We start from the raw sequence: 14,338 nt of genomic DNA on the forward strand, positions 1-14,338 counted from the left end.
TCAAGACAAGAAGGTCCGTTTATGAACATTCAGATTCGTGGTATCCACAAGGCTTTCGCCAGCTTCCCGGCCCTGGACGGCGTCAATCTCGATATCGAGTCCGGCGAGCTGATCGCCCTGCTAGGGCCGTCGGGCTCCGGCAAGACCACGCTGCTGCGCACCATCGCCGGCCTGGAATTCCCCGATGAGGGCGCGATCCTGTTCGGCGGCGAAGACATAGCCAACCGTCCGGTGCGCGAGCGCGGCGTTGGCTTCGTGTTCCAGCACTACGCACTGTTCAAGCACATGACGGTGGCCGAGAACATCGCCTTCGGCCTCAACGTGCGCAAGGACCGTCCCTCCAAGGAAGCGATCCGCCAGCGTGTGAACGAGCTGCTGGACCTGGTGCAGCTCTCCGGCCTGGACAAGCGCTACCCCACGCAGCTCTCCGGCGGCCAGCGCCAGCGCGTGGCCCTGGCCCGCGCCCTGGCGATCGAGCCCAAGGTGCTGCTGCTGGACGAGCCCTTCGGCGCGCTGGATGCCAAGGTGCGCAAGGACCTGCGCCGCTGGCTGCGCGAGCTGCACGACAAGACCGGCTACACCACGATCTTCGTGACCCATGACCAGGAAGAAGCCCTGGAACTGGCCGACCGCGTGGTGGTGATGAATCGTGGCCGTATCGAGCAGGTGGGCAACAACCAGCAGGTCTACGAGCAGCCGGCGACGCCCTTCGTGTTCGACTTCCTGGGCAGCGTCAACATTCTGCCCGGCGAGGTGAAGAACCGCGAGCTGCGCTTCGAGGGCAGCGACGATGTCTGGGACAGCGAGAGCAAGGAGACGGGCCTGGTGGACATCTACGTACGCCCGCACGACCTGCAGCTGGTCGAAGCCGCCGCCCCGGGCCTGGACGCCCAGGTGACCCTGGTGCAGCGCGCCGGCGCCGTGATCCGCATCAGTGCGAATCTGGCCAGCAGCGGCGAGCGTATCGAGCTGGAGCTGTCGCACCTGGACACCCTGGCCCGCAGCCGCCAGCCCGGCGATGCGATCCGCGTGGCGCCGATCACCTTCGGCCTGTTCCCGCGTGCGCCGCACCGCCAGCCCAAGACCCTGCCGGACGTGGTGCCGAACGCGCCGGCGGAGAGTCGGGAACGGGCGCGCTAGGCTCCGATCCATCGGAGTGCAGGAAGGAAAAGGGCGCGCCGCGAGGCGGGCCCTTTTTTGTGGGCTTTGGACGGGGGCGTCTGGCCTTGTTGGGGGCTGGCTTCGTATCAGGGAAATGCGACCCAGATGCGGTTCAGGATGACGCCTTGAAAGAGTGGCGAGGTGTGCGCCGCTCCGGCACCACTCTCACTCCAGCCCTCTCCCGCTGCCGGGAGAGGGAAGCGGCGACACTCGGAGTGAAGAAGCTGGTGGTGGATTCATGGCTTCACGGCTCCAATGAAAAGGGCGCGTCTCCCGACGCGCCCTTTTCAGTTACCACAACCGCTTTCAGCTTTTCTTCTTGCCGTCTTCCTCGGACAGGGCGTCATCCGCGCCCAGCGTCAGGTCATGGCCTGCGTACTTCAGCTCTTCCTTGCCCAGGAAGTGGGCCAGGGCCGGCAGGACGACGATGGCGCCGATCATGTTGGCGGTGAAGCCGAACAGCAGCAGCACACCCATGTCGCGCTGGAACTGCAGGCCGGAGAACAGCCAGAGCGCCACGCCGGAAGCCAGGCCCACGCCGGTGAACAGCGTGGCCTTACCGGTGGAACGCATCTTCTGGTAGTAGGCGTCCTCCAGCGTCATGCCCTTGCGCAGGCCGGCCGCGATCACGGAATAACTGTAGATGCCGTAGTCCACGCCGATACCGCAGGCGAAGGCCAGCACCGGCAGCGTGGCCACCTTCTGGCCGATACCCATCCAGACCATGACCGCATAGCCCAGCGCCGTCACCACCGACAGGGGGATGATCACGCAGAGCACGCCGGAAAGGGTGCGGAACGACAGCCACAGGAAGATCACGATCACGACGTAGACGTACGCAATCACCGGCAGCTCGTTGCGCTTGACCTCCTCGTTGGTCGCCGCCATGACGCCGATGTTGCCGGACGCCAGGCGGAACTTGACCCGGTGATCGTGCTGCGTCTCCTTGACGTAGGCCTTCACCGCGTTGGTGAGGTCGTCGATGGTCTTGGCCTTGTGGTCGGTGGTGAAGATGAACAGCGCCAGCGCCGAGCAGGTGTCGTTGAGGAAGCCCGAGGTGGGGGGCACCAGGGCCGTGGACTGCGCCAGCGACTGTGGCGCGCGCGGCAATACCTCGGCATCGAGGCGACCCTCGCTCAGGCCGGAGTTGGCGATCTTGGCCAGTTCGGGCAGCGACAGCACGTCACGCACGCCGGGCTGGTTCTTCATGTACCAACTGAAGCGATCCAGCTCGGACATCACGCCGTAGTCAACGCAGCCGTTGTCGAAGGACTCCGCGATCACCTTGAGGTGGTCCACGCCCATCGTGAAGTGCCGCGCCACTTCGGCCGCATCCTGGTTGAAGCGCGAGTCCGGCTTCAGCTCGGGCACGCCATCGGTGGTGTCGCCGATCTGCACGTTGTGGTACTGCGACGCGCCGTACACGCCCAGCAGCAGCGAGATGGTGATGGTGATGATCGCGGGCTTGCGGCGGCAGAACACCGTCATCTTCTTGAAGATCGAGTCGCCGATGCGCTCGCGCTTCTCGGTGGCGATGCGGAAGGCCGCCAGGTTGGGCAGCTTGATGAAGGACAGCACCGCCGGCAGCAGCACCTTGTTGACCATGATCACGCCGACCATGCCGAGGGCGGCGTTGATCGCCATCTCGCGGATGATCTGGATGTTGATCAAATAGATCGTCAGGAAGCCGACGACGTTGGTCAGCAGGGCTACCAGGCCAGGGATCGCCAGCGAGCGGAAGGTGGCAAGCGAGGCCTGATGGGAGCTGGCGTTGCGAGTCGAGATTTCATTGGCCCATGAGCTGACGTACTGCACGCCGTGGCTCACCGAGACCGCCATGATCAGGAACGGCACCAGCATGGCGAAAGGATCGAGCCCGTAGCCGACCAGGTGGAGCAGGCCCATCTCCCAGATGCAGGACACGAAGGACGTGGATACCACGATCAACGCCAGCGGCAGCGAGCCGAGGTAGATCCACAGCAGCGCGCCCATCACGATCAGGGCGATGAAGAAGAACCCTGCCACCTTGTACGACTCGCTGGTCATGTCATGCACGACCTTGGCGAAGCCGACGATATGGATGCTGGTGTTCTCCGACTCGTACTTCTTGCGGATCTCCTCGAGCTTCTCGCCGATCTTGACGTAGTCGAGGCTGGCCTCGCCCTCGCCCGGCTGGTTGGCCATGAGGATGCCACTGACGGCCTTGATGCGCTGCCCGAAGGAGGGACCGCCCTCCGGCGGCAACTCGCCCGGCCGGGCACCGCTGCTCCAGGCCGCGCGCAGGCGCTCGGACATCGGCTTGGACATCTCTTCGAGATCGGCCGTGGTGCCGCTGCTGGGGTCATGCTCGAGCAGCTCGAACTGCACCAGGGCGGATTCCTGGTCCTCCGAGACCAGGCGGCCGATGACGCTGGCCTTGCCGACGTTGATGCGGATGCGCTCCATCATCTCCGGCGTGGGCGTGTAGTCCGAGGGGATCACGTTCTCGCCCGACAGGCCACCCTCCACCACCTCCACGTAGAGGATGCTGGGGGAGAAGATGGAGGTGACGCGCGCACGGTCGACGCCCTGGACGTTGAAGACGTCCTCCTCGACCTTGCGCAGCGTTTCCATGAACTCCGGCTGGTAGATGTCGCCCTTCTTGTTGTGCAGGGCGATCAGCACCGTGTTGGCACCGCCGAAGTCCTTGTAGTACTCCATGAACGTCTGCATGTACGGGTGCTCTTTGGGCACCATCTTCAGCCAGCCCGCGTTCGGCTTGAGCTGCGAAGCCTGGAACATGAAGAACACAGTCAGCAGCGTCAGCAGGCCTAGCGTGAAGCTCCGGTACTTGAAGACCGGCGGCTCGACGACCCGCAGGATCGCCCGGGTCAGTTTGTTGGATGCGATTTCAGCCGTCACGGCAGGGCCCCCAGGTTTTGTACACCGCGACGCCCCACGGCGATCAGCTTGCCGCCATAGGGCAGCACATCGACCAGTGTTTCCGCCGCCGGCAGCTTGACCAGCTTGAGCGAACCCAGTGCCGGATCGGATTTGAGCGCAACGGCATTGATGCCCACCAGCAGCACGCTGCCATCGGGCAGGCGGGTGCCGCCGAACAGGCTCTCCTTCACCGGGCTGTCGACACGACGCCAGCCGAGCGCGGCGATGGCCGCGGGATCGGTGAGCGTCTCGGCCGTGTACGGGTCGTACTGGGCCGGGTCCTGCGTCGGTGCCGTGGTGACGTCCTGTGCGACGTAGACGTTACCGCGCATGCCGTAGATGATCACACTGCGCCCGCCCAGCGCGATCGCGCCGAAGTAGGAGCCGGCGTAGGGGGATTTCAGCATCTCCCAGTTGACGCCGCCGTCCATGGAGCGCGCCAGCAGGCCGCGCTCGCCGGCGGCGAACAGGGTCTGGGCATCCAGCCGCAGCAGGCGGTTGAAGTGCTGGCCCATCTCGGCCAGCGGGAAGTGCTGCTGCTCCCAGGTCTTGCCGCCGTCGGTGGTGCGGTAGAAGGCGCCGTAGGCACCGGCCGCGATGCCGGTCTGCGTGTCGAGGAACAGCACGTCGTACAACACGCGCGCCTCGGGATCGCTGTGCTGCAGCGTCCAGTTCAGGCCGCCGTCGGCGGTGTGCAGGATGGTGCCGTCATAGCCCACGGCCCAGCCCAGCTTGTCGGTGAGGAAGCGGACCCGCGTCAGCATCACGCTGGCCGGTGAGGGCACCTGCTTCCAGTTGGCGCCGCCGTCTTCGGAGACGACGATGACGCCCTGCTGGCCCACGGCCACCAGGCGCTTGCCGGCCTGGGACAGGTCCAGCAGGCGTGCCTTGGCGGCACCGGTCACCATCAGCGCGGGGCGCGGTACGTCGGTAGGAGCGGCCTGCTCGGCGGCAGGCGTCTCCGCGGTGGTTTCGTCGGCAGAAACGGCCGCAGGCGCCGAGAATTCCTCCTCGGCGCCCGCGACCGCTGCCCAGACCGCCAGCATGGCTGCGGCGGCCGGCAGCATCATCCGGCTCATTTCGACTTGGCCTTACGCTGCAGCGCGGCCGGCGTGAACATGGCGTCGTCGTACTTGACCTCGAAGTCCGAGATGGCGTCTTCGTTGGTCATGGTGGTGACGAAGTAGCGCTTGGACTGCAGGTCGTAGATCGTTTCCGGGATGCCCGAGACGGTCGGGATGAAGGGGATCGACAGCAGGTGCGCTTCCTGGACCTTCCAGAGCTGGCCGCGGTTGTCGTAGCAGTCCACGGCGGCGATCGCCCAGGAGTCCTCGTCCAGGTAGAAGCGGCGCTTGCCGAAGCGGTGGCGCTGGCCCTGCTTGAGGGTCGCTTCCACCACCCAGACGCGGTGCATCTCGTAGCGCGCCAGGTCCTGGTTGATGTGGCCGGGGCGGATGATGTCCTTGTACTTGAAGGTGGGGCTGTTGAGCATCCAGCTGTTGTACGGGATCAGCATCTCGCGCTTGCCGATGAGCTTCCAGTCGAAGCGCTCCAGCGAGCCGTTGAAGACGTCGATCTGGTCGTTGAACTGCTCGCCGTCGGAACCGATGGACGGGTTGTCGAAGCCCACGTCCGGCGCGCGGTTCACGCGGCCCAGGCCGGGCGAGTAGATCCAGGCCAGGCGCGAGTTGCCTTCACCACCGGCGGTTTCGTGCACCAGGATGATCTGGCCGGCGACGCGCGGCGGTTCCAGAACCTCCTGCAGGTAGTACGCGAACAGGCCGCCCTTGCGCATCTCGGCCGGCTCCTTGAGATTGGCGTACTTGAGCTTCACGTCCTCGACGAGCTTGGAGATCTTGTACGAGCCGTCCGGCTTGACGATGGCCTGGTTGTTGTAGCGCTTGACCGCGGAACCGCGGAACTTGAGCTTGTGGTTCCAGATCGGCTCGGCGCCGGACTTGGGGATCGGGAACGGGAAGCCCAGCTCGGCCTTCTGCACGTCGTCGGTGCCGACCAGCGTGGCGCGGGTGGCGTTGGCGACGGTGGCCTTGAGGATCTCATCCGGGAAGAACGCGTTCCGGTACGACGGGAACACGATCATCTTGTAGTCCGGGTAGGTCTTGAACATCGCCTTGTGGCCGTCGGTCAGCACCTTGTCGTACTGGGCCAGGTTGGCCTTGGTGATGACGTACAGCGGGCGCATGGAGGCCAGCGGATCGGCCGGCTTGCCCGGGACGTTGTACTGCAGGAAGCCCTTGACGTAGGAGGGCGTGTACTTGATCAGCAGCTCGTTGGCCTGCACGCGGGTCTTGGGATCGTCGACGATCGCCAGGATCTCCAGCACGCGGGCGATGTCGAAGGCCTTGACCAGGCGCGACATCCAGTCCTGCTTGCCCTTCATGCTCTGGATGACGGCGATGATGTCGTCCTTCAGGGCCGGCAGCTTGACCTGGCGCGACTTCACGGAGGCGATCAGGCCGTCCACGCTCTTGCCGCCGCGGGTCTTGAGGACCTTGTCGAACTCCGCCTTGAGCTGCGGGTCGGCGGTGAGCATCTGCTGGGTGATGGCAATGACCTTGTCGGCCTTGGCCGGCTCGGCGTCCATGATCGCCTGGCCCTGGTTCAGGATGTCACCGACCACGCCGGCGTCGCTGATCATGGCCTGGATGTCCTTCACCAGGCGCACGCGCAGGTCTTCCAGCTGGGCGCGGGTGATCTTGAGCATCTCGGGGCTGAAGGAAGCCTTGCCGACATAGGCCGGGATGGTGCCGTCCTTGTTGCCGGCGCGCTCGGCGCCGACTTCGGTCAGTTCCTTGCCCAGCTTGCCCGCCTCGGCGGCGGACACGACGGCGGACGCCGGTCCCGAAAACATCGCGGCCGCGACCAGCGCGGCACAGGTGACAACCTGCCGTTTCATGGGCTCTCCTCCCAGATGATGTTAAAAACGTTTACAGCGTCTAATGTTACACACGGCGCCCAGCCGGGGACTGTCCGTACAGACGTTCAGCGTTGTCAGAAACGTCAGCAACTGTCCACCAACCGAGGCCGGTGCAAGCTCCCTTATTCTTCTCTTCAGCCTGGCGGCCGACCGCCCCCAAAGCGGTCGCGGAACCAGGCTTCCAGCATGTTCTTTTCGTAGCGCAACGGATCGCTGACGCGGCCGGACGACGTGTCCAGGTAATTGCGGTCGCTGATGCTTTCCTCGCGCTGTTCCAGCGTCCGGCCACCCTGGGTCAGGCGGTAGCGCAGCTGCATGCGCGGCCAGGCGACGGCGTCCATCACGCGGACCTCGCCGCGGCTAGGGCCTGCCATCCATTCCCCCATCGCTGCGATGCCCCCAGATTTTCCGCCAGGCACGACGGGAGGAGGGAGCTTGGTGGTTCCAAGTGACCGACGACCAACACCGCATGGCGGAAAATCTGGGGGCACCCGGAGGGCGGGACCGTTTTGGCGCAGGGCGTTGTCCCGCCCCGCTTATGTACGTTAAGTACACCGCGCGTGACGGGACTTAGCCCTGCGCCAAAACGGTCTCCGTCGCAGCGACGGGGGAATGGATGACAGGCCCTAGCATCCCACCACTGGAAGCGGCCGGCCAGGTCCAGGTCGAGCACGTCGATGGACAGGTCACGGCCGGGCTCGAGGTACTGCTGGCCCAGGCGCTGCAGCTCGGCGGTCAGTTCACGCTTGAGGGGTTCGGACGGTGCGCGGCCCGGGGGGCGCTGGCCGGCGTCGGTGTACTTGTCGGGTTGGAGGTACTGCACCTCCACCGCGGCGCCCGTGGCCCAGGGCAGCGCGAGCAAGGCGGCGGCCAGCAGCTTCGACGGGAATCGCATGGCACCTCCTGGCGGCAGGGAGCGGGCCTTCGATCTTACTCTTCCGCCGGGCCAGGGGAAGTACCCTTAAAAGCCAGCGGATGGGCCGGTTTGTTCCGGATCCGGGGCCTAGCCTCTGACGTGCTCGCGGATCAGGGCGGTGAAGTCCCAGCCGTACTCGTCCAGCTTCTTGGCGCCGACGCCGGGGATGGCGGCAAAGGCGTCCTGGTCGGTGGGCTTCTGCCGCGCCATGGCTCGCAGGCTGGCGTCGTTGAAGACGACGTAGGGCGGCACGCCGTGGTCGGTGGCGATCTTCTTGCGCAGGGCGCGCAGGGCGTCGAACAGGGCGTCTTCCTCGGAGTCCGGCTCTGCCCCGGCGGCCACCGCCGCCCGGGCCGCCCTGCCCTTGCCCGAGGCCTTGGGCACGGCGGCCGGGGCCGCCATGCGCACGCTGCGCTCGCCCTTGAGCACTTCCCAGCTGGCGGCATTGAGCAGCAGCACGGGGTAGCCGTCGTGCGTCTCTTCCATCAGCCCCTGCTGCATCAGCGAACGCACCAGGGCGCGCCAGTCCTCCTGGGAGCGGCCGGCGCCGATGCCGTAGACCGTCAGGGTGTCCAGGCCGCTGGAGATCAGCTTCTCGGTCTTGGCGCCGCGCAGGATGTCGATCACGGTGCTGGCGCCGTAGCGCTGGCGGCGCTGGGCCAGGCGCGCCACGGCGGAGAGCATCTGCTTGGCCTCCAGCGTCCAGTCCTGCAGAGGGCGCGGGTTCAGGCAGTTGTCGCAGTTGCCGCAGCCGCCGGGATGGGGCTCGCCGAAGTAGCGCAGCTGCACGGCGCGGCGGCACTCGCTGCTGTCGGCGTAGTCCAGCACCTGGCGCAGCTGCTGGCGGGCGATGCGCTGTTCATCCTCCAGCGGCTCGCCGGTCTGGGGGTGGATCTTCTGCGCGATGAGGAATTCGGCAGTGCGGATGTCGCCCATGCCGAAGTACAGGACGCAGCTCGCCGGCTCGCCGTCACGCCCCGCGCGCCCGGCCTCCTGGTAGTAGCCTTCCATGGTCTTGGGCAGGTCGTAGTGCACCACCCAGCGCACGTCCGGCTTGTTGATACCCATGCCGAAGGCCACGGTGGCCACCATCACCTGCACGTCGTCGCGGATGTAGCGGTCCTGGTTCTCGCGGCGGGTCTCGCCGTCGAGTCCGGCGTGGTATGGCAGGGCCGAGACGCCAGCGGCCTGCAGATCGGCGGCGATCTCGTCCACGCGCTTGCGCGACAGGCAGTAGACGATGCCGGAACCCTTGTTGTGATAGCGGATGTGGCCCAGCAGCTCGTCGAAGGCGCGGCTTCCGCGCGGCTTCACGGCGTAATAGAGGTTGGGCCGGTTGAAGCTGGCCAGGTGCAGCGCCGGTTCGCGCAGGCCGAGCTGGCGCGCGATGTCCTCGCGCACCCGCTGCGTCGCGGTGGCGGTGAAGGCCAGGACCGGCACCTCGGGGAACCACTCGCGCAGCCGGCTGAGCTGGCGGTACTCGGGGCGGAAGTCATGCCCCCATTCGGAGACGCAATGGGCCTCGTCGATGGTGAAGGCGGAGATGCCCACGGTTTCTTGAAGGGGCAGCAGGAAGCTGTCGACGAAGCCGGAACTCAGCAGGCGCTCCGGCGCCAGGTAGAGCAAGCGGATCTCGCCGCGCCGCAGGGCCTGGATGCGCTGCGCCGCCTCGACGCCGCCCAGGGTGGAGTTGAGGAAGGTGGCGGCGATGCCGTTGTCCTCCAGCAGCCGCACCTGGTCCTGCATCAGGGCGATCAACGGCGACACCACCACCATGACGCCCTCTTGCAGCAGGGCCGGCAGCTGGAAGCACAGCGACTTGCCGCCGCCGGTGGGCATGATCGCCAGCAGGTCGCGCCCGGACAGGGCATCCCGCACCACGGCCTCCTGGCCGGGGCGGAAGCTGTCGAAGCCGAAGTGGCGCTTGAGGGCGGGAAGCAGGTCGTCGGTCATGCGCAGGAGTTGACCGTGCAGTGCGGAGTCCGTCCGTGCTTCGACAGGCTCAGCACGAACGGACTCTCCAGGGCGTCTCTCAGGCTTCCGGCCTCATCTGCGGAAACAGCAGCACGTCGCGGATGCTGGCCGAGTCCGTCAGGAACATCACCAGGCGGTCGATGCCGATGCCCACGCCGGCGGTCGGCGGCAGGCCGTATTCCAGGGCGCGGATGTAGTCGGCGTCGAACACCATGGCTTCGTCGTCACCGGCGTCCTTGGCCTGCACCTGGGCCTTGAAGCGGCCGGCCTGGTCGTCCGGATCGTTCAGCTCGGAGAAGCCGTTGGCGACCTCGCGGCCACCCATGAAGAATTCGAAGCGGTCGGTGACGTCGGGGTTGCTGTCGCTGCGGCGCGCCAGGGGCGAGACTTCCGTCGGGTACTGGGTGATGAAGGTCGGGTCCATCAGGGTGGCCTCGACCGTCTGTTCGAAGATCTCGGTCAGCAGCTTGCCCGGGCCGTAGTCCTTCTTGGCGTCGCCGCCCACCTTCTTGCAGAACGCCGCAAGGTACTCGCGATCATCGGCACGGCCGATGTCGAAGTCGGCGTTGTTGCGCAGCACCGCCTCCTTCATCGTCCAGCGGTTGAAGGGGCGCTCCATGTCGTAGTCGCGGCCGCCGTAGCTGAGCTTGCCGCTGCCGTTGACGGTGATGGCGGCGTCGCGCACCAGGGTCTCCACTAGGTCCATCGCGTCGCGATAGTCGGCATAGGCCTGGTAGAACTCCAGCATGGTGAACTCGGGGCTGTGCCGGGTGGACAGGCCCTCGTTGCGGAAGTTGCGGTTGATCTCATAGACCTTCTCGAAGCCGCCGACGACCAGGCGCTTGAGATACAGCTCCGGTGCGATGCGCAGGTAGAGATCGCGGTCCAGCGCGTTGTGGTGCGTGATGAACGGGCGCGCGGTGGCGCCGCCGGGGATCGGCTGCAGCATCGGCGTCTCGACCTCCTGGAAGCCCAGGGAATCGAGGAAGTTGCGGATGAAGCGCACGGTCTGGCCACGCTTCTCGAAGGCGCTGCGCACTTCCGGATTGACGATGAGGTCGACGTAGCGCTGGCGGTAGCGGATCTCGGTGTCGGTGAGGCCGGCCCACTTGTCCGGCAGCGGGCGCACGGTCTTGTTCAGCAGCTTGATGCTGCTGACGCGCAGCGACAGCTCGCCGGCCTTGGTGCGCATCAGCGTGCCCACGGCGCCGACGATGTCGCCCACGTCCCAGGTCTTGAAGTCGTTGTAGGCGTCTTCGCCCAGGGCGTTCAGCTGCACGAACAGCTGGATGCGGCCGGACTGGTCCTGCAGCTCGACGAAGCTGACCTTGCCCTGCCCGCGCTTGGCCATCAGGCGGCCGGCCACGCGGAACTCGGTGGTGTCGGCTTCCAGGGAGGCGGCGTCGCGCTCACCGTAGCTGCCGTGCAGGAACTCCGCCATGGTGTCGCGGCGGAAGTCGTTGGGGTAGGCGTTGCCCTGGGCGCGCAGCTTTTCCAGCTTCTCGCGCCGCGCCGCCATCACATAGTTTTCGTCCTGCGGCGGCTGGTTCTGTTCTTCGGTCATGGCGTTAGAGGCCTTGCTTCAAGCTTGCTTCAATGAAGAGATCGAGGTTGCCGTCCAGCACCTTCTGCGTGTCGGCGACTTCCACGCCGGTGCGCAGGTCCTTGATGCGGGACTGGTCGAGCACGTAGGAGCGGATCTGGCTGCCCCATTCGATGTCGCTCTTGGAGTCCTCGACCTTCTGCTTCTCGGTGTTGCGCTTCTGCAGCTCGACGTCGTACAGGCGCGCCGCCAGCATCTTCATGGCACGGTCGCGGTTGGCGTGCTGCGAGCGCTGCGTCTGGCAGGCCACGACGATGCCGCTGGGGATGTGCTTGATGCGGATGGCCGACTCGGTCTTGTTGACGTGCTGGCCGCCCGCGCCCGAGGAGCGGAAGGTGGCCACTTCAAGGTCTGCCGGGTTGATCTCGATGTTGATGTTGTCGTCCACCTCGGGCGAGATGAATACGCCGGCGAAGGAGGTGTGGCGGCGGTTGCCCGAATCGAACGGCGACTTGCGCACCAGGCGGTGCACGCCGGTCTCGGTGCGCAGCCAGCCATAGGCATAGGAGCCCTCGATGAACAGGCTGGCGGACTTGATGCCGGCGACTTCGCCGTCGGAACGCTCCAGCAGTTCCACCTTGAAGCCCTTGCCCTCGGCCCAGCGGATGTACATGCGCAGCAGGATGTCGGCCCAGTCCTGCGCCTCGGTGCCGCCGGCGCCAGCCTGCAGTTCGATGTAGGCGTTGGCGGTATCCATCTCGCCGCTGAACATGCGGCGGAACTCCATGTCGTCGGCCAGCTTGCCGAGCTTGAGCACGTCGCGCTCGACCTCGGTCACCGTGCCGGCGTCGCCTTCGGCCTCAGCCATGTCGAGCAGGTCACCGGCGTCGTTGAGGCCATTGGTGGCGCGGTCGATGGACTCGATCACCTCCAGCAGCATGGCGCGCTCGCGGCCCAGGTTCTGGGCGTACTCCGGCTTGTTCCAGACCTCCCCGCCCTCCAGCTCGGCGTTCACCTCGGCGAGGCGGTCCTTCTTGTTATCGTAGTCAAAGATAGCCCCGGAGCGCGTCGAAACGCACTCGCAGGGCTGTGATCTCGCTCTTGATCTGCTGGATTTCCATGATCGGCCGGAGGGCCCCGTCAGAGGGGCCGTGAAAATGAGCCGCGGATTATAGCCGCAGCGCCGCCGCATCGGTTGTCGGGCGCCGCGCCCGCATGATAGAAATCGAGGAATAGCAGACGGTTGCCACTGGCGACTGTTATATTTATCGAACAACTAGGGTTCCCGCCAGGGAAGAATCACAGGGGAGAAAGCATGAAACGTCGGTTCGGTCTTTTCGCAATGCTGCTGGCACTGGGCATGATCGCCCCGGTCCAGGCCCAGGACGAGGCCGCGCCGGCCGATCCGGCCGCCGAAGCCGCCCCTGCGGACGCTGCCGCCGAAGCCCCGGTCGAAGAGGCCAGCGCCGAGGCCGCCCCGGCTGACGCTGCTGCCGAGGCCCCGGCCGAAGAGGCGCCGGTCGAAGAGGCCGCCGCCCCCGCCGAGGAAGCCCCGGCGGACGATTCCGCCTCGTCGGACTCCTATGACGACGGCAGCGGCGAGTCCTCCGAGGAAGGCTCCGGTGCCGGCTCTGCCCTGGCCCACCGCCGCTGGTACGTCTCGCCGATGTTCTCCTACATCTATGCCGACGACGACCGCGGCACCGATGACGGCCTGGGCGGCGTCATCTCGATCGGCAAGAAGGTCACCAACGGCATGGCGCTGGAACTGATCGGCGTCTACGGCCAGATGGATGCCGAAGCCGGCGGCGGCTCGGCCGAGATCAAGGGTGTCGGCCTCGGCGCGCTGATCTCCTTCTTCAACAGCATGCCGAACCTGTACACCAAGCTGAACCTGATGCACGGCGCGGCCTCCAAGCACCCGGGCCCGATCCCCGACTACAAGACCACGCTGTTCGATATCGGCCTGGGCTACATGTACCCGCTCAGCGAGAAGATCATCCTGCGCGCCGAAGCCCTGTACCGCGTGGACGCCCACGGCCGCAACCTGGCCGGCACCACCCCGGACGAGAACAAGAGCTTCTATGACGGCGTGTTCAACGTCGGCGTCCTGATCCCGCTGGGCCACACGCAGAGGGCTGAAGAGCCGGCTCCGGAAGTGGTCGAGACGGTCTGCCCGCCGGCTCCGGAAGGCGCCACGCTGGACGACAAGGGCTGCGCGGTCGACTCCGACGGCGACGGCGTGCCTGATGGTCTCGACCAGTGCCCGGATACCCCGGCTGGCGCCAAGGTCAACGAGCAAGGCTGCACCATTGACGCCGACGGCGACGGCGTGCCCGACGAGATCGACGAGTGCCCGAACACCCCGGCCGGCGCCAAGGTCCTGGCCAATGGCTGCGCCCTGACCGGCGACTGCCGCAAGCCGCGCGCCGGCGAGCAGGTCGACGAGAATGGCTGCGCCGCCAACAAGTTCGTGCTCAAGGGCGTGAAGTTCGAGTTCGATTCGGACCGCCTGACCGAGGACGCCAAGACCATCCTGATCGACGTGGGCGCTACCCTGAATTCCTACCCGGAGATCAAGGTCGAGCTGGAAGGCCACACCGACAGCGTCGGCACCGACGCCTACAACCTGGGCCTGTCGGAGCGCCGCGCCAACGCGGTGAAGACCTTCCTCACCGGCCAGAGCGTCCCGGCCGACCGCATGACCCCGGTGGGTTACGGCGAGGCCCAGCCGATCGACACCAACGACACCGAGGCCGGCCGCGAGAACAACCGCCGCGTCGAACTGAAGGTCATTGAGTAAGAGTTGAGGCTTTGAGGAAAACCCCGCAAACCGGCGGGGTTTTTCTTTGGGCGCCCCGCCAGTGGCTGCTACCCTTCCCCC

The 14,338-nt window shown here is 66.3% G+C and carries 10 protein-coding genes; 2 read left to right on the forward strand and 8 right to left on the reverse strand.

From position 1 onward, the window contains the following. The first annotated feature begins 21 nt into the window (after positions 1-21). Positions 22-1,140 carry a sulfate/molybdate ABC transporter ATP-binding protein gene (locus tag QT386_RS04535; RefSeq protein WP_289272553.1) on the forward strand — a complete coding sequence of 373 codons (1,119 nt, stop codon included), beginning with the start codon at positions 22-24 and terminating at the stop codon, positions 1,138-1,140. A gap of 327 nt (positions 1,141-1,467) precedes the next feature. Here QT386_RS04535 and QT386_RS04540 read toward each other — a convergent pair whose 3' ends face one another. The 8 genes from QT386_RS04540 to prfB all read right to left on the reverse strand — a co-directional run bounded on the left by QT386_RS04540 (position 1,468) and on the right by prfB (position 12,575). Further along, on the reverse strand, positions 1,468-4,062 hold the full coding sequence (locus QT386_RS04540; protein ID WP_289272554.1) for an efflux RND transporter permease subunit: 2,595 nt from the start codon (positions 4,060-4,062) through the stop codon (positions 1,468-1,470). Then, complete coding sequence (locus tag QT386_RS04545) at positions 4,059-5,162, reverse strand: YCF48-related protein (RefSeq protein ID WP_289272555.1); 1,104 nt, start codon at positions 5,160-5,162, stop codon at positions 4,059-4,061. The genes QT386_RS04540 and QT386_RS04545 overlap by 4 nt, the downstream gene beginning before the upstream one ends. Then, a complete protein-coding gene (locus QT386_RS04550) occupies positions 5,159-7,000 on the reverse strand; it encodes a DUF1329 domain-containing protein (protein WP_289272556.1) in 1,842 nt (613 codons plus the stop codon). Before QT386_RS04550 ends, QT386_RS04545 begins: the two co-directional genes overlap by 4 nt. 155 nt (positions 7,001-7,155) lie before the next feature. Beyond that, the gene (locus tag QT386_RS04555; RefSeq protein WP_289272557.1) at positions 7,156-7,395 is read right to left on the reverse strand and encodes a DUF3016 domain-containing protein; all 240 of its coding nucleotides are present in this window, start codon (positions 7,393-7,395) and stop codon (positions 7,156-7,158) included. After that, positions 7,362-7,916 (reverse strand): DUF3016 domain-containing protein, encoded by a 555-nt coding sequence (locus QT386_RS23345; protein WP_367401382.1) that lies wholly within the window; start codon positions 7,914-7,916, stop codon positions 7,362-7,364. Before QT386_RS23345 ends, QT386_RS04555 begins: the two co-directional genes overlap by 34 nt. Before the next feature lie 108 nt (positions 7,917-8,024). Next, the gene (recQ, locus tag QT386_RS04560; protein ID WP_289272558.1) at positions 8,025-9,890 is read right to left on the reverse strand and encodes a DNA helicase RecQ; all 1,866 of its coding nucleotides are present in this window, start codon (positions 9,888-9,890) and stop codon (positions 8,025-8,027) included. A gap of 79 nt (positions 9,891-9,969) precedes the next feature. Continuing rightward, positions 9,970-11,475, reverse strand: a complete 1,506-nt coding sequence (lysS, locus tag QT386_RS04565; RefSeq protein WP_289272559.1) for a lysine--tRNA ligase — start codon at positions 11,473-11,475, stop codon at positions 9,970-9,972. A 4-nt stretch (positions 11,476-11,479) separates the two neighbouring features. After that, a protein-coding gene (gene prfB / locus QT386_RS04570; protein WP_289272560.1) for a peptide chain release factor 2 occupies positions 11,480-12,575 on the reverse strand; the annotation gives its coding sequence in 2 pieces (ribosomal slippage) (positions 11,480-12,502 and positions 12,504-12,575; 1,095 coding nt in all). Between the two features lie 194 nt (positions 12,576-12,769). Between prfB and QT386_RS04575 the strand changes: the two genes are divergently transcribed. After that, a complete protein-coding gene (locus QT386_RS04575) occupies positions 12,770-14,257 on the forward strand; it encodes an OmpA family protein (RefSeq protein WP_289272561.1) in 1,488 nt (495 codons plus the stop codon). The last annotated feature ends 81 nt before the right edge of the window (positions 14,258-14,338 follow it).

This window comes from Solimonas sp. SE-A11 (assembly GCF_030345715.1).
GTDB lineage: Bacteria > Pseudomonadota > Gammaproteobacteria > Nevskiales > Nevskiaceae > Solimonas_A.

Coding starts and splice junctions, on each gene's coding strand:
- QT386_RS04535 (WP_289272553.1), top strand. CDS start 22: ATGAACATTCAGATTCGTGGTATCCACAAGGCTTTCGCCAGCTTCCCG.
- QT386_RS04545 (WP_289272555.1), bottom strand. CDS start 5,162: ATGAGCCGGATGATGCTGCCGGCCGCCGCAGCCATGCTGGCGGTCTGG.
- QT386_RS04550 (WP_289272556.1), bottom strand. CDS start 7,000: ATGAAACGGCAGGTTGTCACCTGTGCCGCGCTGGTCGCGGCCGCGATG.
- QT386_RS04555 (WP_289272557.1), bottom strand. CDS start 7,395: ATGGCAGGCCCTAGCCGCGGCGAGGTCCGCGTGATGGACGCCGTCGCC.
- QT386_RS23345 (WP_367401382.1), bottom strand. CDS start 7,916: ATGCGATTCCCGTCGAAGCTGCTGGCCGCCGCCTTGCTCGCGCTGCCC.
- recQ (WP_289272558.1), bottom strand. CDS start 9,890: ATGACCGACGACCTGCTTCCCGCCCTCAAGCGCCACTTCGGCTTCGAC.
- lysS (WP_289272559.1), bottom strand. CDS start 11,475: ATGACCGAAGAACAGAACCAGCCGCCGCAGGACGAAAACTATGTGATG.
- QT386_RS04575 (WP_289272561.1), top strand. CDS start 12,770: ATGAAACGTCGGTTCGGTCTTTTCGCAATGCTGCTGGCACTGGGCATG.